This window comes from Pseudomonas frederiksbergensis (assembly GCF_003732705.1).
Classification (GTDB): domain Bacteria; phylum Pseudomonadota; class Gammaproteobacteria; order Pseudomonadales; family Pseudomonadaceae; genus Aquipseudomonas; species Aquipseudomonas frederiksbergensis_F.
Genome location: NZ_MOBR01000006.1, coordinates 279353 through 300646 on the forward strand (window position 1 = coordinate 279353; position 21294 = coordinate 300646).

Below are 21294 nucleotides of genomic sequence, written 5' to 3' on the forward strand. Positions count from 1 at the left end.
GTGATTAATGCAGGTGATCGGGGGCTTCGGCCTTCCTTCGCTTTCCCCGGCGGCTCGGACCGCTTTAACGCAGACTTCTAGGGTTTTTCATGACGCGCTACATATTCGTCACGGGCGGTGTTGTTTCTTCATTGGGGAAAGGCATTGCCTCGGCTTCATTGGCGGCCATCCTGGAGGCGCGGGGACTTAAGGTCACCATGCTGAAGCTGGACCCGTACATCAACGTTGACCCGGGCACCATGAGCCCGTTCCAGCACGGTGAAGTGTTCGTCACCCACGACGGCGCCGAGACCGACCTGGACCTGGGTCACTACGAGCGGTTCATCCGCACGACCATGACCCAGAACAACAACTTCACCACCGGCCGTGTCTACGAACACGTGCTGCGCAAAGAGCGCCGTGGTGATTACCTGGGCGCCACCATCCAGGTGATCCCGCACATCACCGACGAAATCAAGCGCCGGATCATCAAGGGCGCCGGCGATGCCGACGTGGCCATGGTCGAGATCGGTGGGACCGTGGGTGACATCGAGTCGCAACCGTTCCTCGAAGCGATCCGTCAATTGCGTTTCGAAGTCGGCGCCAAGCGCGCGATGCTGATGCACCTGACGTTGGTGCCGTACATCGCCACTGCCGGCGAAACCAAAACCAAGCCAACCCAGCACTCGGTCAAGGAACTGCGTTCCATCGGCCTGCAACCTGACGTGCTGGTCTGCCGCTCCGACCACCCGATCGACATCTCGTCCCGTCGCAAGATCGCCCAGTTCACCAACGTTGAAGAACGCGCGGTGATTGCACTGGAAGACGCCGACACCATCTACAAGATCCCGGGCATCCTGCACTCCCAGGGCCTGGATGATTTTGTCGTCGAGCGTTTCGGCCTGCAATGTGGCGGCGCTGATCTGTCCGAGTGGGAAGCCGTGGTCGACGCCAAGCTCAACCCTGAGCACGAAGTCACCATCGCCATGGTCGGCAAGTACATGGAACTGCTGGACGCCTACAAGTCGCTGATCGAAGCGATGAGTCACGCCGGCATCAGCAACCGCACCAAGGTCAACCTGCGCTACATCGATTCCGAAGACATCGAAAACCAGGGCACTGCACTGCTGGAAGGTGTCGACGCGATCCTCGTACCGGGCGGCTTCGGTCTGCGTGGCGTGGAAGGCAAGATCACTGCCGTTCAATTCGCTCGCGAAAACAAGGTTCCGTACCTGGGCATCTGCCTGGGGATGCAAGTGGCCGTGATCGAGTTCGCTCGTAACGTGCTGGGATGGAAAGACGCCAACTCCACCGAGTTCGATCGCACCAGCGGTCATCCGGTAGTGGGTCTGATCACCGAGTGGGAAGATGCCACCGGCGCCGTCGAAACCCGTACCGAAGCGTCCGACCTGGGCGGCACCATGCGCCTTGGCGCACAGGATTGCCTGCTGGAGCCGGGTTCGCTGGTTCACGATTGCTACGCAAAAGACGTGATCGTCGAGCGTCACCGTCATCGCTACGAAGTGAACAACAACCTGCTGCCGCAGATCATGGAAGCCGGCCTGAAAATCTCCGGTCGTTCCGGTGATGGCGCGCTGGTTGAAGTGGTTGAAGCCCCGGATCATCCTTGGTTCGTCGCTTGCCAATTCCACCCTGAGTTCACCTCGACCCCGCGCGACGGTCACCCGTTGTTCACCGGTTTCGTCAAAGCAGCGCTGACTCAACACCAGAAGAAGGCATAAATCCGATGGCGCAGAAGATCATCCGTGTAGGCGATATCGAGATTGCCAACGACAAGCCAATGGTGCTTTTCGGTGGCATGAACGTGCTGGAAAGCCGCGACATGGCGATGCAGGTCTGCGAAGAGTACGTAAAAGTGACCGAGAAACTCGGTATCCCTTACGTGTTCAAGGCCAGCTTCGACAAGGCTAACCGTTCCTCCGTGACCTCTTACCGTGGCCCTGGCCTGGAAGAGGGCATGCGGATTTTCCAGGACATCAAACAAGCCTTCGGCGTGCCGATCATCACCGACGTCCACGAGCCTGAACAGGCCGCGGTCGTCGCTGAAGTCTGCGACATCATCCAGTTGCCAGCCTTCCTGTCGCGCCAGACCGACCTCGTGGTCGCGATGGCCAAGACCGGCGCAGTGATCAACATCAAGAAAGCCCAGTTCCTTGCACCGCACGAGATGAAACACATCCTGAGCAAGTGCGTGGAAGCGGGTAACGATCAGTTGATCCTTTGCGAACGCGGGTCGAGCTTCGGCTACAACAACCTGGTCGTCGACATGCTTGGCTTCGGCATCATGAAGCAGTTCGAATACCCGGTGTTCTTCGACGTGACCCATTCGCTACAAATGCCTGGCGGTCGCTCCGATTCCGCTGGCGGTCGTCGCGCCCAGGTGACCGATCTGGCCAAGGCTGGTATCAGCCAGTCCCTGGCGGGTTTGTTCCTCGAAGCCCACCCGGACCCGGACAACGCCAAATGCGACGGCCCTTGCGCCTTGCGTCTGGACAAACTGGAGCCATTCCTGGCCCAGCTCAAAGCTTTGGACGAACTGGTTAAGAGTTTTCCGACGGTAGAAACCGCGTAAACCTCATTTCTCCGTGTAGGAGCTGAGCTTGCTCGCGAAGGCGCCCGAGAGAGCGCCGCTAGCCAACAGTCTTATGTAACAATGCGACCCACAAGTTATAAATCGATCAGTACGAGCGTTTCGTCAACTTTGGAGTGTTTACAACAATGGCAAAAATCGTCGACATCAAAGGTCGTGAAGTTCTCGACTCCCGTGGCAATCCCACCGTCGAAGCGGACGTGCTTCTCGATAACGGCATCATCGGTAGCGCTTGCGCGCCGTCCGGTGCTTCCACTGGCTCGCGTGAAGCACTCGAGCTGCGTGATGGCGACAAGAGCCGTTACCTGGGCAAGGGCGTACTCAAAGCCGTAGGCAACATCAACGGTCCGATTCGCGACCTGCTGTTGGGTAAAGACCCAAGCGACCAGAAAGCCCTCGATCACGCGATGATCAAGCTCGACGGTACTGAAAACAAAGGATCCCTGGGCGCCAACGCGATCCTCGCCGTTTCCCTGGCTGCGGCCAAGGCAGCAGCACAGGACCAGGACCTGCCGCTGTACGCTCACATCGCCAACCTGAACGGCACGCCGGGTGTTTACTCGATGCCGGTTCCGATGATGAACATCATCAACGGTGGCGAGCACGCCGATAACAACGTCGACATTCAGGAATTCATGGTTCAGCCGGTTGGCGCCAAGTCTTTCTCGGAAGGCCTGCGCATGGGCACCGAGATTTTCCACCACCTCAAAGCTGTGCTGAAGGCCCGTGGCCTGAGCACTGCCGTCGGCGACGAAGGTGGTTTCGCACCCAACCTGGCCTCCAACGAAGACGCGTTGAAAGTGATCTCCGAAGCCGTGGCCAACGCCGGTTACAAGCTGGGCACCGACGTGACCCTGGCCCTGGACTGCGCGGCCAGCGAATTCTACGAAGACGGTAAATACAACCTGGCCGGCGAAGGCCACGTATTCACCTCCGAAGGTTTTGCTGACTACCTCAAAGGCCTGACCGAGCGCTATCCGATCATCTCCATCGAAGATGGCCTGGACGAGTCCGACTGGGCTGGCTGGAAAGTACTCACCGACAAAATCGGCGAGAAAATCCAACTGGTAGGCGACGACCTGTTCGTGACCAACACCAAGATCCTGAAAGAAGGCATCGATAAAAAGATCGCCAACTCGATCCTGATCAAGTTCAACCAGATCGGCACCCTGACCGAAACCCTGGAAGCCATCCAGATGGCCAAGGCCGCTGGTTACACCGCCGTGATCTCGCACCGCTCCGGCGAAACCGAAGATTCGACCATTGCCGACCTGGCTGTGGGCACCTCGGCTGGCCAGATCAAGACCGGCTCCCTGTGCCGTTCCGATCGCGTTTCCAAGTACAACCAACTGCTGCGTATCGAAGAGCAGTTGAATGGCAAAGCCAAGTACAACGGTCGCAGCGAGTTCCGCGGCTAAGCGGTACGTGGTAAAAAAAGACACCGGATTGTGTCGGAAAAATCGCTACAGCGACGTTTTTGCCACTAATCTGATGCCTTAAGAGCACGAGCCTGGGTCTTCCAGGCTTCGTGCTATCAGAAGCTTCATAGTTTTGGCATGGCTGTCTTTTTTCACTGGATACCTGATATTCGATGCGCAGTCCCAATTGGTTGTTCCTCGTCTTGCTCCTGCTGCTGGCTGGCCTGCAGTACCGCCTGTGGGTGGGAAATGGCAGTCTGGCGCAAGTGGCCGAGCTGACTCAGCAGATCGCGGATCAACACGCTGAGAATGAAGGCTTGCTGGAACGCAATCGGGTGATGGACGCCGAAGTCAGCGAGTTGAAAAAAGGCATGGAGACCGTTGAAGAACGGGCTCGTCACGAGCTGGGCATGGTCAAGGACGGTGAAACCCTTTACCAGTTGGCTCAATGATCCAGTCGTTACCGGCCTTCTGGGCCGTGATTCCTGCCGCGGGCGTCGGTGCCCGTATGGCCGCAGACCGTCCCAAGCAATACTTGCAACTGGGCGGGCGCACTATTCTCGAACACAGCCTCGGCTGTTTCCTTGATCATCCGGCCCTGAAGGGGTTGGTGGTCAGTCTTGCTGTCGATGATCCTTATTGGCCGAACCTGGCTTGCGCCTCCGACCCTCGCATTCAGCGAGTCGAGGGAGGCGCGGAGCGTTCCGGCTCGGTGCTCAATGCGTTGCTGCATTTGCATGCGTTGGGTGCTGATGATGAGGATTGGGTGTTGGTGCACGACGCCGCACGGCCGAATCTGGCCCGGGACGATCTCGATAAGTTGTTGGGTGAACTGGCGGATGACCCGGTCGGCGGACTGTTGGCGGTGCCGGCGCGCGATACCTTGAAGCGGGTTGATAAGCACGGTCGTGTGGTTGAAACCGTGGATCGCAGCGTGATCTGGCAAGCCTATACGCCGCAGATGTTTCGTCTGGGTGCGTTGCATAGAGCGTTGGCTGACAGTCTGGTGGCCGATGCAGTGATCACTGATGAAGCGTCGGCGATGGAATGGTCAGGTTTGGCGCCACGCTTGATCGAAGGTCGGTCCGATAACCTTAAGGTCACCCGCCCTGAAGATCTGGAGTGGTTGCGTCAGCGTTGGGCTAACCGCCGCTGAATTGCTCGTTGATTGTTCGACCGCCATCGCGAGCAAGCTCGCTCCCACCTTGTTCTGCGTAGGGCTCACTTTTCGCTGATCACCATAGATCTATTGTGGGAGCGAGCTTGCTCGCGATAGCGGCGGTGCAGGCAACAAATAAGTTAACTTCGATACTCCGGCCGCTCCGCCAACCCTTCCTTCAAATAATCCACCAACTTGCGCACCTTCGGCGACAGATGCCGTTGCTGTGGGTAAAGCGCCCAAACCGCCGTATTCGGCGGTTGATGCGCTTCCAGTAGCGAAATCAACGCGCCGCTGTGCAAATGCTCCAGCACGTAATAGTCCGGCAACTGACACAACCCCACTCCTTGCAGCGTCGCATCCAATACCGCTTGCCCACTGTTGCAGCGCCAGTTTCCTTGCACCCGCTGGGAAAATTCTCGCCCGTTCTGTTCCAGTTGCCAGAGGTCCGAACTGCCGATAAGGCAGTTATGCCGGCTCAATTCCGACACGCTGTGTGGCCGACCGTACCGTTCCAGGTAGGACGGGGATGCGCACAGGTACATGCGCCGCGGTGCCAAGCGTGTCGCCACCAGTCGTGAGTCTTGCAGGCGACCCAGGCGGATCGCCAGGTCCAGACCTTCGTGCACCAGATCGAGTTGGCGATTGCTCAGTTCAATATCGATGCGCAATTGCGGGTAGAGCCCCATGAATCGGGTCACCAGTGGCACGATAAAGCGCTCGCCGTACGCCACGGCGCAGGTCATGCGCAGCATGCCCTTGGGTTCGCTGGTCAAGTCGCCGACCGCGCGCAACGCTTCTTCGCGACCATCCTGCAAACGCTGGCAATGTTGCAGAAACGTTTGCCCAGCCTCGGTCAGAGTGACTCGTCGAGTGCTGCGATACAGCAGGCGCGTCTGAAGACGCTCTTCCAGGCGTACGATTTGTCGACTGACATGGGAGGAGGAAACCCCAAGGCGTTCAGCCGCCGCAGTGAATTGGCTGCATTCGGCGACGGCGACAAACTCGTCGATCCCTTCCCAGCGGTTTTCCGACATTTAGGATTATCCCTGTACTGCAATAATATTTTGCATTTGCCCCGATTATTCATCGTACGGCTGTGTATTACACTCCTTGTCTCGTTTTTATTCACTGGAGAGTCAGCATGATCAAGTCGCGCGCCGCCGTTGCCTTCGAGGCCAAGAAACCCCTCGAGATCGTTGAAGTCGATGTCGCCATGCCGAAGGCCGGTGAAGTCCTGCTGCGTGTCGTGGCTTCCGGTGTTTGCCACACCGACGCCTACACCTTGTCCGGTGCAGATCCGGAAGGCATCTTCCCGTCAATCCTCGGCCACGAAGGCGGCGCCGTGGTTGAAGCCATCGGCGAAGGCGTGACTTCGGTCGCCGTCGGCGACCACGTGATTCCCCTCTATACCCCGGAATGCCGCCAGTGCAAATTCTGCCTGTCGGGCAAAACCAACCTCTGCCAAGCGATTCGCGCCACCCAGGGTAAAGGCCTGATGCCAGATGGCACGTCGCGCTTTTCCTACAAGGGCCAGCCGATTTTCCACTACATGGGCACCTCGACTTTTTCCGAGTACACCGTGTTGCCGGAAATCTCCGTCGCCAAGATTGCAAAAGAAGCACCGCTGGAAAAAGTCTGCCTGCTGGGCTGCGGCGTCACCACCGGCATCGGCGCGGTGCTCAATACTGCCAAGGTAAAACCGGGTGATACCGTCGCCATCTTCGGCCTGGGCGGTATCGGTCTGTCGGCGGTGATTGGCGCGGTGAAAGCCAAGGCGGCGCGGATCATTGCCATCGACATCAACCCGGCCAAGTTCGAGATCGCCAAGCAACTGGGTGCAACCGACTGCGTGAACCCGAAAGACTTCGATCGTCCGATCCAGGAAGTCATCGTTGACATGACCGATGGCGGCGTCGACTTTTCCTTCGAGTGCATCGGCAACGTGCAATTGATGCGTGCGGCCCTTGAGTGCTGCCACAAAGGTTGGGGCGAGTCGGTAATCATCGGCGTGGCCGGTGCCGGCCAGGAAATTTCCACCCGTCCGTTCCAACTGGTCACCGGTCGCGTCTGGCGCGGTTCGGCATTCGGTGGCGTGCGCGGTCGTACCGAGTTGCCAAGCTATGTGGAAATGGCCGAAGCCGGTGAAATCCCGCTGGATACCTTCATCACCCACACCATGGGCCTGGAAGATATCAACAAGGCGTTCGACCTGATGCATGAAGGCAAGAGCATCCGTTCCGTCATTCATTTTTAAGAGCAGCGCCAAGCTGGAAGCTTCAAGCTGCAAGAGCGTGGGTCTCTGCCTCCTCTAGCAGCTTAAAGCTTGGGGCTTGAAGCTGGGAGCATTCCCATGACTTTGGAAAATATCTCCTGCCAGAAAAGCTTCGGCGGCTGGCACAAACGCTACCGGCACCGCTCCGACGTGCTCGGCTGTGACATGACGTTTGCCGTGTACCTGCCGCCGCAAGCGGAACAGGGCGGCAAGTTGCCGGTGCTGTACTGGCTGTCCGGCCTGACCTGCACCGATGAAAACTTCATGCAAAAGGCCGGCGCCCTGCGCATGGCCGCCGAACTGGGGCTGATCATCGTCGCGCCGGACACCAGCCCGCGTGGTGCCGATGTACCGGGTGATCCGGATGGCGCCTGGGACTTCGGTCTCGGCGCCGGGTTCTACCTGAACGCCACCCAGGAACCGTGGTCCCGGCACTACCGGATGCATGACTATGTCGTGCAGGAATTGCCTGCCTTGGTCGAGGCGCATTTCCCGGCATCGGACAAGCGCGGTATCAGCGGCCACTCCATGGGTGGCCACGGCGCGCTGGTCTGTGCGCTGCGCAATCCGGGGCGTTATCAGTCGGTGTCGGCATTTTCACCGATCAATAATCCGATGGATTGCCCGTGGGGTCAGAAGGCCTTCTCCCGCTACTTGGGTGAAGACCGTTCAAAGTGGCGTGAATGGGATGCCTGCGCCTTGATTGCCGAGGCCGATGAGCAACTACCGTTGCTGGTCGATCAAGGAGATCGCGATGACTTCCTCGCCACCCAGCTCAAGCCCGAGGCCTTGCAACAAGCGGCGAAACTGGCGGGTCATCCGCTGACGTTGCGCCTGCAACCGGGCTACGACCACAGCTATTTCTTCATCGCCAGTTTTATCGACGACCACTTGCAGCATCACGGGCGCGCTCTAGGCCTCTAATGCAGGTAGAATCACGCCCTGACAAAAATCGGGGCGTTTTTTTATGCGTATTGGCCACGGCTATGATGTGCACCGTTTCGCTGAAGGCGATTTCATTACTCTGGGCGGCGTGCGTATTGCACACGGCTTCGGGCTGCTCGCTCACTCCGACGGTGACGTCCTGCTGCACGCCTTGAGTGATGCCTTGCTCGGCGCGGCTGCGCTGGGTGATATCGGCAAGCACTTCCCGGACACCGATCCAACGTTCAAGGGCGCCGACAGCCGTGTGCTGTTGCGTCACGTCGTCGCACTGATCCACGCCAAAGGCTGGAAAGTCGGCAACGTCGATAACACCATCGTTGCCCAGGCGCCGAAAATGGCCCCGCATATCGAATCGATGCGCGCGCTGATTGCCGCGGATCTTCAAGTTGAGTTGGATCAAGTGAACGTGAAAGCTACCACCACCGAAAAGCTTGGCTTTGTCGGTCGCGAAGAAGGCATTGCCGTGCATTCCGTTGCCTTGTTGCTGCGCGCATGAACGAACTGCAATTGCTCGGCCCGCGTGCCTATGGCGAAGCCCTGGGCACGGCGGTATTGAAAGCCACGGCGGAAGATTTTCAGGTCGATGAAGTGCTCAATATTCCCCTCAGTGGTGATGGCGAGCACCTGTGGATCTGGGTGGAAAAGCGCGGTCTGAACACCGAAGAAGCCGCACGCCGGATCGCGAAGGCAGCCGGCGTGCCATTGCGGACCGTCAGTTACGCGGGACTCAAGGACCGTCAGGCGCTGACCCGCCAGTGGTTCAGCGTGCAATTGCCGGGCAAGGCTGATCCTGATCTGTCGGCAGCGGAAAACGACACGCTGAAAATCCTCAAGACCGGTCGGCATAAACGCAAGCTGCAACGCGGTGCTCACTCGGCCAACGGCTTCACCTTGCGCCTGACTCAGTTTGCTGGCGACAAGGCGGCAATCGAAGAGCGTCTGCAACTGATCACCCAGCAAGGGATTCCCAACTATTTCGGCGCCCAGCGTTTCGGGTTTGACGGCGGCAACGTGGTCGATGCCCGCGCCTGGGCGGCCCGCAAGGCGTTACCGGAGCAGCGCAATGTGCGTTCGCGCCTGCTCTCCACCGCCCGCAGTTTTCTATTCAATCAGGTGTTGGCGGCGCGTGTCGCCGATGGCAGCTGGCAGCGCGCCCAGGTCGGCGATCTGTTGGCTTTCACCGACAGCCGCAGCTTCTTTCCGGCCGGTGAGGCTGAGTGCAGCGATCCGCGCCTGGCGATTCTCGACCTGCATCCGACCGGTCCGCAGTGGGGCGAAGGTGACTCGCCGGCCACGGGCGCTGTCCATGAACTGGAGCAGGAAATCGCCAGCCGCGAAGCAGACTTGCGCGATTGGTTGATTAACGCCGGTATGAGCCACGAACGTCGCATCCTGCGACTGCCCATTGGTGGGTTGACGTGGCATTATCCCGAGCCTGACATTCTGCAACTGGAATTCGTCCTGCCGGCCGGATGCTTCGCCACCGTATTGGTGCGCGAACTCGTCGATCTGGTGCCGGTGGGGCAGACGGACAGCCCATGCGTATTCTGATTTCTAACGACGATGGGGTAACCGCACCCGGTCTCGCCGCGCTTTATGCTGCGCTGGCGGATTACACCGAGTGCGTGGTTATCGCCCCGGACCAGGACAAAAGTGGCGCCAGCAGTTCGCTGACGCTCGACCGTCCGTTGCACCCGCAAACCTTGGCCAACGGCTTTATCAGCCTCAATGGCACACCCACCGATTGCGTGCACCTGGGCCTTAACGGCTTGCTGGAGCGCCAGCCGGACATGGTGGTTTCCGGTATCAACCTGGGCGCCAACCTGGGGGACGACGTTTTATATTCCGGCACTGTCGCAGCGGCCCTTGAAGGTCGCTTCCTGGAGCGTCCTTCGTTTGCCTTTTCGTTGGTCTCACGGCAAACAGAGAACCTTCCCACAGCCGCCTACTTTGCGCGCAAACTGGTCGAAGCCCATGCTGACCTCCAGTTGCCACCGCGCACGGTGCTGAACGTGAATATTCCCAATTTGCCGCTGGACCACATCCGCGGTATTCAGTTGACCCGCCTCGGGCATCGCGCCCGCGCCGCCGCGCCGATGAAAGTCGTCGATCCGCGAGGCAAGTCCGGTTACTGGATTGCGGCCGCAGGGGACGCCGAAGACGGCGGCCCGGGCACCGATTTCCATGCGGTGATGCAGGGCTTTGTTTCGATCACTCCACTACAACTGGATCGCACCTTCAATGATGCCTTCAGAAGTCTCGATGGCTGGCTGGAGGGGCTGCGTTAATGTCTCGTGAACAAGACGATATGCTGCGTCGCGGCATCGGCATGACCTCTCAGCGAACCCGTGAGCGGCTCATCCAGCGGCTGTATGAAGAGGGGATTTCCAACGCCAAGGTGCTGGAAGTGATCCGCCGTACACCGCGTCACCTGTTTGTCGACGAGGCGTTGGCTCACCGGGCCTACGAAGACACCGCGTTGCCGATCGGCAATAACCAGACCATCTCCCAGCCTTATATGGTGGCCCGCATGAGCGAGTTGCTGCTGGAGGCCGGTCCGCTGGACAAGGTCATGGAAATCGGCACCGGCTCGGGCTATCAGACGGCCGTGCTGTCGCAACTGGTGGAGCGGGTGTTTTCCGTGGAGCGCATCAAGGTGTTGCAAGACCGGGCCAAGGAACGCCTGGTCGAGCTGAACCTGCGCAACGTGGTGTTCCGCTGGGGCGATGGCTGGGAAGGCTGGCCGGCACTGGCACCCTATAACGGCATCATCGTGACTGCCGTCGCTACCGACGTGCCGCAGGCACTGCTTGATCAGTTGGCGCCGGGCGGGCGTCTGGTGATTCCGGTCGGCTCTGGAGAAGTCCAGCAATTGATGCTGATTATCCGTGAAGAACAGGGCTTTTCCCGGCGCGTTTTGGGGGCGGTGCGCTTCGTGCCATTGCTCAACGGGCCACTGGCCTGAGCATTTGTTTTGCCGCGCTGAATTCTCTTCGATTGCCCATGTCTTACAGCGGCGTCGATTCGTTAAACGGGATTTATCGGCAGGCAGCAAACGTGTGCGCGGAGCGATTTCGCTTCATTAAAGGTAAAGCCGGTACGGCCCGTTATACTTGCGACATTTCGTGCCGAAACACGGCAATCCACATTTTCAGCCACCACAAAGGGAGCGGCGGGTGAGTCTCACAGTCATTGCGCAGCGTAGGGTTACAACAAGCTTTCAGCGCCTGGTGACTGGCCTTGTCTTGAGCACGTTGCTGGTCGGTTGCTCGAGCACCAAGTCGAGCACCGTGGGCGTGGTGGACCGCAACAATGCCGTCGCCCAGCGCCCGGCAGTGACCACGGGTCAATATGTCGTTCGACCTAAAGACACCCTGTTCTCGATCGCTTTTCGATACGGTTGGGACTACAAAGCCCTCGCCGCCCGGAACAATATTCCTACGCCGTATACGATCCATCCGGGTCAGACAATTCGCTTCGATGGTCGTACCGGTTCAACGCCGACAGCGGTCGCCAGCACCGCGGATTCAACGCCTTCGTCGTCGCTGAAAACCACGGTAATCCGACGCCAGCCGAATGGCGCAACCACCAGTACTACGGTGGTAGCACCGTCCGTCGCCAGCAAGCCGGCCCTCGCTCCACTGCCTCCGGCAGGCCCGGCCCCGACCGGCTGGGGATGGCCTTCTAATGGCATATTAATTGGAAAATTCTCTTCAAACGGTAGTTTGAATAAAGGAATTGATATCGCCGGAGATTTGGGACAGCCTGTTTTAGCTGCGTCTGATGGGACGGTGGTATACGCCGGGAGTGGCTTAAGGGGCTACGGCGAATTAGTCATCATCAAACACAGCGATACCTACGTCAGTGCCTACGGACATAACCGCAGGCTTTTGGTTCGGGAGGGGCAGCAGGTCAAAGTCGGACAGACAATTGCCGAAATGGGGTCAACGGGTACAGACCGGGTGAAACTGCATTTTGAGATTCGCCGACAAGGTAAGCCTGTAGATCCGCTGCAATTCCTGCCACGTCGTTGATTTGTTGTCAGCCTGTTCCGTCACGTAGAGGGAACAGGCTCCAGCGTTGCCAAGGATAAAGGCGCCGCTTGAGCTTGAGGTCGAACTCACCAAAGGACTATAACAATGGCTCTCAGTAAAGAAGTGCCGGAGTTTGACATCGACGATGAGGTTCTCCTTATGGAGACCGGCATCGCTACGGATTCGATGTCGAATGATGAAGGGGCTGCACCACCTTCCGTTCGTGCCAAATCCAAACACTCCGCTTCGTTAAAGCAACACAAGTACATTGACTACACGCGGGCACTCGATGCCACGCAGCTGTATCTCAATGAAATCGGCTTTTCCCCGCTGCTCTCCCCGGAAGAAGAAGTTCATTTTGCGCGCTTGTCGCAAAGTGGCGATCCGGCCGGACGCAAACGCATGATTGAAAGTAACCTGCGGCTGGTGGTGAAAATCGCCCGGCGTTATGTCAATCGTGGGTTGTCGCTGCTGGACCTGATCGAAGAGGGCAACCTCGGGTTGATCCGGGCAGTGGAAAAGTTCGACCCTGAGCGCGGCTTCCGCTTTTCGACCTACGCAACCTGGTGGATTCGTCAGACCATCGAGCGCGCGATCATGAATCAGACCCGGACCATCCGGTTGCCGATCCATGTGGTCAAAGAGCTTAACGTGTACCTGAGGGCCGCACGGGAGCTGACGCAAAAGCTCGATCATGAACCTTCACCCGAAGAAATCGCCAACCTGCTGGAAAAACCGGTAGGCGAGGTCAAGCGCATGCTGGGCCTGAACGAGCGGGTTTCTTCGGTCGACGTCTCGCTGGGTCCGGATTCGGATAAAACCCTGCTGGACACCCTTACTGACGATCGTCCAACCGATCCATGCGAACTGCTGCAGGACGATGACCTGTCCCAGAGCATTGATCAGTGGCTCTCGGAGCTGACCGACAAGCAACGCGAGGTGGTGATACGCCGCTTCGGCCTGCGCGGTCACGAGAGCAGCACGCTTGAAGATGTCGGCTTGGAAATCGGTCTTACCCGGGAGCGGGTCAGGCAAATCCAGGTGGAAGGGCTTAAGCGCCTTCGAGAAATTCTCGAGAAGAACGGCCTGTCGAGTGAGTCGCTGTTTCAATAAAGCATTCATCAGATGGCAACAAAAAGCCCCGACTGGTTCGGGGCTTTTTGTTGCCTGGGAGAAATCTCAGGTTCGTAGTCTCGTGTTGTAAGATTTTGCTTACTCTTTCGTAAGTGTTCGTTATTTTTACAGATTGGCAGATGTCTACTTTTGCGTCGTTACTGTTATATCTAGCTGATTTATATAGATATTTAGTTTTGTTAAGTGCGTATGACAGACAATTTCGGCGGCGAAGGCCGGTTGCTCATGCCGGGGAATTCTCTAGTATCTGGGTTGTGTCGACGGATAGACACGCCCTTCAAGGAAGAGGGGAAAGGACATCGCAGGACGCGGTTCATCAGGACGATGAAAAGGAATACAGGGAATAGGGAAAAAATGTGGGCGGGTCAAACCGCCCCTTTTTTTTGCCTGCTGAAAAGCAAAAAGGCCCACAAGGGGCCTTTTCGAGAACGCGGGGCAAATCAGCGTTCGAGGTCTTTCAGCTTGCTGCCTACAGATTTGTTGAGCACGCGATCCCACTCTTCAGCACCTGGCATCGATTCTTTCTTCTCGGTGATGTTCGGCCAGATTTCGGCCAGATCAACGTTCAGCTGAATGAATTCCTGCATGTCTTCCGGGACTTCATCTTCGGAGAAGATGGCCACGGCCGGGCATTCTGGTTCGCACAGTGCGCAGTCGATGCACTCATCCGGGTGAATCACCAGGAAGTTAGGGCCTTCGTAAAAGCAGTCCACCGGACAGACTTCTACGCAGTCGGTGTACTTGCACTTGATGCAGTTGTCGGTGACGACGAAGGTCATTTCTAATTTTCTCCTCAGGCGGCGGCAGCGGAGCCCCTTCACGTTGGGGTCGCCAGGTTCGAGAGCGATAGTCTGCAGGCCGGCTAAACGCCTGCAGCATCCCAAACCGCGCGAGATTCTAACAGCTTGCAGGCAAGTGCGTTAGATCCGTGTCTTTAGTGTATAGAGCATTTCGAGCGCACGACGCGGACTCATGTCGTCCAGATCCAGTTTGGCCAGTTCATCCAGCACTGGATGCGGCAGGCTGGCGAACATGTCGCTCTGCTGCGGCGCCGCCGGTTTGCCCTTGGCGGTCTTGGGCACTTCGTGGGGCAGGGCAGTGGCTTCCAGTCGACCCAGGTGCTCGCGGGCGCGCACGATCACTTCGCTCGGCACACCGGCCAGCTGCGCAACCGCCAGGCCGTAGCTCTGGCTGGCAGGGCCAGGCAGTACGTGGTGCAGGAACACGATGCGTTCGTTGTGCTCGGTCGCATTGAGGTGGACGTTGGCCACCAGCGGCTGGGCTTCCGGCAACACTGTCAATTCGAAGTAGTGGGTGGCGAACAGCGTATAGGCGCGCAGGTGCGCCAGACGCTCGGCCGCCGCCCAGGCCAGGGACAGCCCGTCGAAGGTGCTGGTGCCGCGACCGACTTCGTCCATCAGCACCAGGCTGCGCTCAGTGGCATTGTGCAGGATGTTCGCGGTCTCGCTCATCTCGACCATGAAGGTCGAACGGCCACCGGCCAAGTCATCGCTGGAACCGATCCGGGTAAAGATGCGATCCACCAGGGACAATTCGCAACTAGCCGCCGGCACGAAACTGCCGATGTGCGCCAACAACACGATCAGCGCCGTCTGACGCATGTAGGTGGATTTACCGCCCATGTTCGGGCCGGTGATCACCAGCATGCGCGTGTTGTCGTCGAGGCTCAGGTCGTTGGCCACGAACGGCGTGCTCAGCACTTGCTCGACCACCGGGTGACGACCCTGGCTGATGCGCATGCACGGCTCGCTGACGAAGCGCGGGCAGTTCAGGTCGAGGTTCAGCGCCCGTTCGGCGAGGTTGCTCAGCACGTCCAGCTCAGCCAGTGCGGCGGCGGTGTCTTGCAGAGGCGGCAGTTGTGAGATCAGGTCTTCGAGCAGCGCTTCGTAAAGCATCTTCTCGCGAGCCAGGGCGCGGCTCTTGGCCGACAGCGCCTTGTCTTCGAACGCTTTCAGTTCCGGCGTGATAAAACGCTCGGCGCCCTTGAGCGTTTGGCGACGGATGTAGTCCGCCGGCGCCGATTCTGCTTGTTTGCTCGGCAACTCAATGAAGTAACCGTGAATGCGGTTGTAGCCGACTTTCAGGTGCGAGAGACCGGTGCGCGCCTTCTCCCGGGCTTCGAGGTCGATCAGGAACTGCCCGGCGTTTTCGCTGAGGGATTGCAAGTCGTCCAGCTCGGCGTCGTAACCGGTTTTCAACACGCCACCGTCACGGATGACCGCCGGCGGGTTGTCAATAATGGCTTTTTCCAGCAACGCCGCGAGTTCCGGGTAGGTGCTGGTGGTCGCGGCCAGTTGGATGATGTGCGGGGCTTCGAGCTCGGTCATAGCCACTTGCAACTCGGGCAGTGCACCGAGGGCGTCGCGCAGACGGGCCAGGTCACGCGGGCGAGCGTTACGTAAACCGATCCGCGCCAGGATCCGCTCGATGTCGCCGATTTCCTTAAGCTGGGGTTGCAGCTTTTCAAAACGGTAGCCATCAAGCAGGCAGGTAATGGAGGACTGACGCGCCAGCAGCACGGTCAAGTCCCGCAGCGGACGGTTCAACCAACGGGTCAACAAGCGGCTGCCCATGGCGGTCTGGCAGCGATCGACCACCGATTGCAAGGTGTTCTCGCGACCGCCGGCCAGGTTGGTGTCCAGTTCCAGGTTGCGACGGCTCGCGCCATCCAGCACCACAGTGTCGTCCAGGCGCTCATGGCGCAGGCTGCGCAAGTGCGGCAGGGCGGTGCGCTGGGTTTCCTTGGCGTAGCTGAGCAGGCAACCGGCGGCGCCGATGGCCAGGGTCAGGTTCTCGCAACCGAAGCCTTTAAGGTCTTGGGTCGAGAATTGTTGGCAGAGACTCTTCAGCGCCGTATCGCGCTCAAAATCCCACGGCGCCCGACGACGAACCCCACGGCGTTTTTCCGCCGGCAGGTCTTTCGGCCAATCGTCCGGGATCATCAGCTCTACCGGATTGACCCGCTCCAGTTCTGCCAGCAGGTTTTCCCAGCCTTTGATTTCCAGCACGGTGAAGTTGCCGCTGGTGATGTCCAGCACCGCCAGACCGAACAGACGCTCGTCACCCAGCACCGCTGCAATCAGGTTGTCCCGACGCTCATCGAGCAACGCTTCGTCACTGACCGTCCCCGGCGTGATGATCCGCACCACCTGACGATCCACCGGCCCTTTGCTGGTCGCCGGGTCGCCAACCTGCTCACAGATCACCACCGACTCGCCGAGCTTGACCAGTTTCGCCAGGTAACCTTCCGCTGCGTGGTAAGGAATCCCACACATCGGAATCGCCTGGCCCGCCGACTGCCCACGGGCGGTCAGGGTGATGTCCAGCAACTTGGCGGCCTTCTTTGCATCTTCATAGAAGATCTCGTAGAAGTCGCCCATGCGGTAGAACATCAGCTGGTCGGGGTGCTGGTTTTTCAGGCGCCAGTACTGCTGCATCATCGGCGTGTGCGAGGACAGATCGGAGATAGCTTTATTCATCGGAAATCAGGAAAACTCGTTGAAAGGTGTAGGGCAAAGGAGGGGCATCGGCCCGGCTTTTCCGCGATGGGCGCAAGGTTAACATGAGCTGTCTGCCAGACGCAGGCATCTGAACCTTGCGGCACACTTTCGTCTTTTATGCATTGTCTGCGCGAATCAGCGCAATCAAGCGGCTCGAAACAAATCTCTTTGTTCTACTGCCAATGATGAAAATCGGTCTTATTAAATTGTCGCCGTCAAAGCCAGCGACGCACCTGTCATGTCCGATGGTGCGTCGCTGTTGCCGATTAGCTAAACCGAGCGCGGAACTTTGAAAGTGGCAGCAGGGAACTCCCTCCTTCGTCGCTCACGCAATCCGTCACCTTAAGCAGGCCGGTACCACACACAACCACAGGCAAGCCGTCCTCAACAAAAATCACCTTGCCGGCAGTTCGGTTCTCGATCTGTACATCGTCTTGATCTACGGCTGCAAGGATACGCGCCGGGACACCGTCAACGAGGCAGAATGCGCCCTTGTATGGGGCTCCGACCGCATCGATCATTCGTCGAATCCGGCTCGCCGATTGACTCCAGTCAATTTGATAATCTGCATCGTCCCGCCACAAGCTATACGTCGCCTGACAATGGTCTTGAACTTCGGCTCTTAGCGGCTCACCGCTGGCCAGTGTTTTCAGCACAGCCATGCCCGAGACCAGGTAGCAACTTCCAACCGCTGTGATTGCTTCTGCAATCGTTATCGGATAGCTGATCGGCACGGAGGTTTGGTGGATGATATCGCCTCGGTCGTACTCGCTGGCGCCGAATATCGCAGACACGCCGACCTTGCTCTCACCATTGATCAGTGCATTGACCAGGGGCGCGAACCCTCGATACTTAGGCAGCAGAGAGTCATGGAAAACGATCAGCTTTTCTGGTGGGTGATTGATCAACCAGCGCCAGGAAATTGCCATTGCGTATTCAGTGGTGATTGTCGAGAAGTCTTTCCGAAGGCTGAACTTGACCCCCGCGGAATCGCACACGGATGCGATTTCTCGGGAGTAGTCATTGAGCACCGAACCGTCCTGGCCTATGACCACTTCGGCAATGATGTTTTTGAATTGAGAGACTGCTTGCTCGACGAACGTCAGCCCTTTTTCCGTCATTACAAACAAGGTCAGTAGATTCGATGTGTTCACGTGTTTTATTCCGACTGATGCTATTTAAGGGCTTTGCCCGTTTTTTATGCTCTTCTCCGGCGACCATCAACGCTGCATGGGCATCGGCTAGCGCTTGAGTAGAGTGGGCAGGGTTTTCAGCGATGAACTGTTTCAACCAGCTCAGAGCTCACTTTCCAGAAAGTCGAACTCCAGCAAGTAAGCGCCATCAAGCTTGATACTGTCGATTTAGCCGAGGGCAGTTGGGGCCGCTCCATTCGACAGGTCCCGTTTGAATATTGAGAGTGTCGCCGTAGGCTGTGACGGCCTGGACTGTGTGGGATATGCCCGGTCCAGGTACTTTTCCCACGATTTGAATGTAATCTTCATTGGGATTCTACGTCAGCAGCGGAAGGCAAATCATGCCACAAAGATCTATTTCCGTCGGCAGAGCTCTGTGATGCAAGAGTATCCAGTGTGGGTATTGCGATAGGTGGCATGGAGCCCCGCGGAACATTTCTGCTATTTATTTATGATTTATGCATATCTGCATTTGTTTTCCGCAAAAAGATCAAGCACTATTCGCGTTATGCAAAAACGCAATGTTTCTTCAGTCTTAAGAGCGCTGCTCGATCAGCACGGGATCTCCCCCACGGAGCTTCACCGTCGCACCGGCGTGCCTCAATCCACACTCTCGCGCATCCTCAGCGGGAAGATCGTCGATCCTTCGGATAAGCACATCTCGAAGATTGCCGAGTACTTCGCCGTGAGCACCGATCAGTTGCGCGGGCGCGCCGATGTTGCGCCGGCCGCCGGTGCCGGGCGCGAGCCCATACATTCCGAACTCAAGGACATAAGCTTGTGGGACGACGATACCCCTGTCGATGACGACGAGGTGTCGGTCCCCTTTCTTCGCGAGGTTGAATTGGCTGCTGGATCAGGAAGATTCGTCATCGAAGAAAGCGAGCGCTCCAGCTTGCGCTTCGGCAAGCGCAGTCTGCGTCACAACGGCGTGCAGTTCGACCAGGCCAAATGCGTGACAGTGCGCGGCAACAGCATGTTGCCGGTCCTGCGCGACGGCGCCACCGTCGGGGTCAATGCCGGTAAATGCGGGATTGGCGACATCGTCGACGGCGACCTGTACGCGATCAACCATAACGGTCAGCTGCGGGTGAAACAGCTTTATCGCCTGCCCACCGGTATCCGCCTGCGCAGCTTCAATCGCGATGAGCACCCGGATGAGGACTACACCTTCCAGGAAATCCAGGAAGAGCAGATCGTCATCCTCGGTCACGTCTTCTGGTGGGGCATGTACGCCCGCTAACCTCACCGCTATCCGATAAAACCCGCCACCCGGCGGGTTTTTTTTCGCCTGCGCAAAACCACCAACGCCTTTGTCTGCGGTGCTTTCATGCGTCAGCGCAAAACAAATGCATAAATAAATGCATTTGCGCATTGACTGTATATGCATCCATGCATATTCTTTGTCTCAAGCCGCTCAACAAAGCGGCTCGAAACGAAGCTCTTTAGTTCCACCACAAAGGCAGCGATGAACCGGCCTCAACGGTTCAGAGGGTTGGCAACTGACCCGGGTGTGCAGCGTAAAGCACCAGAAGCAGTTATCCGGCGGGCAGGGACCGCGGTCGGAAAAACAATTTGAATGGACTCGTACCGCGCCAGTAGCGCCGAAAAGTCAGCTTCCTTTTTTGCTAACAGGATCAAAGGAAGGCGAAGGACCGCATTACTGAAAAGCCCGGCCAAAACCGGGCTTTTTGGAATGCCTACCTACCGTCAGGCACTTCAAGCCTCGTCTGGGCACAGCCCGAACAAATGGAAGGAACCGGCAGAAATCAAAAGGCATTGCAGATGTTGAAAAATTGCAGATGTGGACATTGCAAAAGATTGCTCGCCCGAGTGGGTGAGCACACCGAGCTCCAGATCAAATGTCCCCGATGCGGGACGCTGAATCATGTGAAGGCCACGAGCCTCGAGCGATCGCCTGGGAGCGACTTGAGCGCGGCACCCGCTGCGCAAACCACTCAGTTAACTCAATAGGTGAACCATGAACAGTTTCAAAAAATACGTTACCCCGCTGTTGCTGTCCTTTGCGCTACTTGGTAGCGGTGGCAATGCGGCTGCCGCCAACCTTTTGGTCAACGGCAGCTTCGAACAACCCGGCTGCAGCGGTAGCTGCATTCTGGATACCCCGGCGAAAACCAACTTCATCACAGGCTGGACAACGTTCTTGTCCGGTGCCGAGTATTTCAACATGCCAGCCATGTTCGGGGGCTCGGTAGCGGCCGATGGTGTAGTGATTGTCGACCTGGCCAACTACGTCTATGGCAACGGCGGCGGCATTCAGCAGAACTTCGCCACCACGACCGGCGCCAAGTATCGACTGACCTTTAGCGCGGGCAACTCGCGCTACGCCAGTCGCTCCGGCGACGGTGTCATCCAGGTGAAAGTGGCCGGGCAAACCGTCTCCTTTAACACCCCGGTCGCCAAAGGCGTCGCGGTCGAATGGAGCACCATCACTTACGACTTCACCGCCACCACGTCGCAAACCACGTTGGCTTTTTTCAACGAACAGAACCCCTACAACAACTTCGCCTTTATCGACAACGTGATCGTTGAACGTCTTTAAAGCGGTATCGCCTGACATCACCCGGGCTGGGTCCAAAGGACACAGCCCGATCATTCATCAATCACCCCCAGGAGGCGTGACATGACAAACGAGCAACAAGCGTTGCTGGACATGCCGATCTGGCTTGTCATCGTCCTCGCCCTGGTGGGCGGGGTGTCCGGCGAAATGTGGCGCGCCGACAAGGAAGGCGCCCGAGGCTGGGCGCTGTTGCGGCGCCTGGCATTGCGCTCCGGGGCCTGCGTGATCTGCGGAGTCTCCGCGATCATGTTGCTGTACGCCGCTGGCGTGTCGATCTGGACCGCGTGTGCGTTTGGCTGCCTCACGGCGATGGCGGGGGCGGATGTGGCCATTGGGTTGTATGAGCGCTGGGCGGCGAAGCGGATTGGTGTGTGTGAAGTGCCGCCACGTCCGGATCAACAATAAAACAGCGGCGCTGATCTTTGCGTTGCAGGTGAACAGGAG

At 58.2% G+C, this 21294-nt stretch carries 21 protein-coding genes; 17 read left to right on the top strand and 4 right to left on the bottom strand.

Translation table 11 applies throughout. The features are described 5' to 3' along the window. Positions 1-89 precede the first annotated feature (89 nt). The 5 genes from pyrG to ispD all read left to right on the top strand — a co-directional run bounded on the left by pyrG (position 90) and on the right by ispD (position 5164). Complete coding sequence (gene pyrG / locus BK667_RS06095) at positions 90-1721, top strand: CTP synthase (RefSeq protein ID WP_123508114.1); 1632 nt, start codon at positions 90-92, stop codon at positions 1719-1721. A 5-nt stretch (positions 1722-1726) separates the two neighbouring features. Next, positions 1727-2572 (top strand): 3-deoxy-8-phosphooctulonate synthase, encoded by an 846-nt coding sequence (gene kdsA / locus BK667_RS06100; RefSeq protein ID WP_054047163.1) that lies wholly within the window; start codon positions 1727-1729, stop codon positions 2570-2572. 146 nt (positions 2573-2718) lie between these two features. Next, entirely contained in the window at positions 2719-4008 is a 1290-nt protein-coding gene (eno, locus tag BK667_RS06105) for a phosphopyruvate hydratase (RefSeq protein WP_123405778.1), read from the top strand. A 173-nt stretch (positions 4009-4181) separates the two neighbouring features. After that, the gene (gene ftsB / locus BK667_RS06110; RefSeq protein WP_008028992.1) at positions 4182-4460 is read left to right on the top strand and encodes a cell division protein FtsB; all 279 of its coding nucleotides are present in this window, start codon (positions 4182-4184) and stop codon (positions 4458-4460) included. Next, on the top strand, positions 4457-5164 hold the full coding sequence (gene ispD / locus BK667_RS06115; protein WP_123597068.1) for a 2-C-methyl-D-erythritol 4-phosphate cytidylyltransferase: 708 nt from the start codon (positions 4457-4459) through the stop codon (positions 5162-5164). The genes ftsB and ispD overlap by 4 nt, the downstream gene beginning before the upstream one ends. A 143-nt stretch (positions 5165-5307) precedes the next feature. Here the strand turns inward: ispD and BK667_RS06120 are convergent, their stop codons facing one another. Further along, complete coding sequence (locus tag BK667_RS06120) at positions 5308-6204, bottom strand: LysR family transcriptional regulator (RefSeq protein WP_123597069.1); 897 nt, start codon at positions 6202-6204, stop codon at positions 5308-5310. Between the two features lie 107 nt (positions 6205-6311). Here BK667_RS06120 and BK667_RS06125 point away from each other — a divergent pair, with 107 nt between their 5' ends. The 8 genes from BK667_RS06125 to rpoS all read left to right on the top strand — a co-directional run bounded on the left by BK667_RS06125 (position 6312) and on the right by rpoS (position 13534). Further along, positions 6312-7424, top strand: coding sequence for an S-(hydroxymethyl)glutathione dehydrogenase/class III alcohol dehydrogenase (locus BK667_RS06125; RefSeq protein ID WP_123597070.1), 1113 nt, complete (start codon positions 6312-6314; stop codon positions 7422-7424). 96 nt (positions 7425-7520) lie between these two features. Next, on the top strand, positions 7521-8366 hold the full coding sequence (fghA, locus tag BK667_RS06130; RefSeq protein WP_123597071.1) for an S-formylglutathione hydrolase: 846 nt from the start codon (positions 7521-7523) through the stop codon (positions 8364-8366). 43 nt (positions 8367-8409) lie between these two features. Next, positions 8410-8883: a 2-C-methyl-D-erythritol 2,4-cyclodiphosphate synthase gene (ispF, locus tag BK667_RS06135; RefSeq protein ID WP_010462780.1), complete on the top strand. Its 474-nt coding sequence runs from the start codon at positions 8410-8412 to the stop codon at positions 8881-8883. Beyond that, positions 8880-9938 carry a tRNA pseudouridine(13) synthase TruD gene (gene truD / locus BK667_RS06140; RefSeq protein WP_123597072.1) on the top strand — a complete coding sequence of 353 codons (1059 nt, stop codon included), beginning with the start codon at positions 8880-8882 and terminating at the stop codon, positions 9936-9938. Before ispF ends, truD begins: the two co-directional genes overlap by 4 nt. Then, on the top strand, positions 9926-10675 hold the full coding sequence (gene surE / locus BK667_RS06145) for a 5'/3'-nucleotidase SurE (RefSeq protein ID WP_123508119.1): 750 nt from the start codon (positions 9926-9928) through the stop codon (positions 10673-10675). Before truD ends, surE begins: the two co-directional genes overlap by 13 nt. Positions 10676-10716: 41 nt before the next feature. Next, the gene (locus BK667_RS06150) at positions 10717-11352 is read left to right on the top strand and encodes a protein-L-isoaspartate(D-aspartate) O-methyltransferase (protein ID WP_173860469.1); all 636 of its coding nucleotides are present in this window, start codon (positions 10717-10719) and stop codon (positions 11350-11352) included. Positions 11353-11563: 211 nt separating this feature from the next. Continuing rightward, positions 11564-12421 carry a peptidoglycan DD-metalloendopeptidase family protein gene (locus BK667_RS06155; RefSeq protein WP_123597073.1) on the top strand — a complete coding sequence of 286 codons (858 nt, stop codon included), beginning with the start codon at positions 11564-11566 and terminating at the stop codon, positions 12419-12421. Positions 12422-12526: 105 nt separating this feature from the next. Then, positions 12527-13534, top strand: coding sequence for an RNA polymerase sigma factor RpoS (gene rpoS, locus BK667_RS06160; protein ID WP_054047143.1), 1008 nt, complete (start codon positions 12527-12529; stop codon positions 13532-13534). 461 nt (positions 13535-13995) lie between these two features. Here rpoS and fdxA read toward each other — a convergent pair whose 3' ends face one another. The 3 genes from fdxA to BK667_RS06175 form a co-directional block, all read right to left on the bottom strand. Further along, positions 13996-14334 carry a ferredoxin FdxA gene (fdxA, locus tag BK667_RS06165; protein ID WP_123511920.1) on the bottom strand — a complete coding sequence of 113 codons (339 nt, stop codon included), beginning with the start codon at positions 14332-14334 and terminating at the stop codon, positions 13996-13998. 141 nt (positions 14335-14475) lie between these two features. Beyond that, positions 14476-17043 carry a DNA mismatch repair protein MutS gene (gene mutS / locus BK667_RS06170; RefSeq protein WP_185058180.1) on the bottom strand — a complete coding sequence of 856 codons (2568 nt, stop codon included), beginning with the start codon at positions 17041-17043 and terminating at the stop codon, positions 14476-14478. Positions 17044-17342: 299 nt separating this feature from the next. Further along, a complete protein-coding gene (locus tag BK667_RS06175; RefSeq protein WP_123597075.1) occupies positions 17343-18230 on the bottom strand; it encodes a methionyl-tRNA formyltransferase in 888 nt (295 codons plus the stop codon). A 547-nt stretch (positions 18231-18777) separates the two neighbouring features. On the opposite strand from BK667_RS06175, the gene BK667_RS06180 reads away from it, so the two are divergent. The 4 genes from BK667_RS06180 (at position 18778) to BK667_RS06195 (ending at position 21255) form a co-directional block, all read left to right on the top strand. Then, complete coding sequence (locus tag BK667_RS06180; protein ID WP_123597076.1) at positions 18778-19512, top strand: LexA family transcriptional regulator; 735 nt, start codon at positions 18778-18780, stop codon at positions 19510-19512. Positions 19513-20054: 542 nt separating this feature from the next. Next, the gene (locus BK667_RS06185; RefSeq protein WP_123511926.1) at positions 20055-20243 is read left to right on the top strand and encodes a Com family DNA-binding transcriptional regulator; all 189 of its coding nucleotides are present in this window, start codon (positions 20055-20057) and stop codon (positions 20241-20243) included. A 7-nt stretch (positions 20244-20250) separates the two neighbouring features. Beyond that, the gene (locus BK667_RS06190) at positions 20251-20832 is read left to right on the top strand and encodes a DUF642 domain-containing protein (RefSeq protein ID WP_123597077.1); all 582 of its coding nucleotides are present in this window, start codon (positions 20251-20253) and stop codon (positions 20830-20832) included. Positions 20833-20913: 81 nt separating this feature from the next. Further along, entirely contained in the window at positions 20914-21255 is a 342-nt protein-coding gene (locus tag BK667_RS06195) for a phage holin family protein (protein ID WP_123511930.1), read from the top strand. Positions 21256-21294 lie beyond the last annotated feature (39 nt).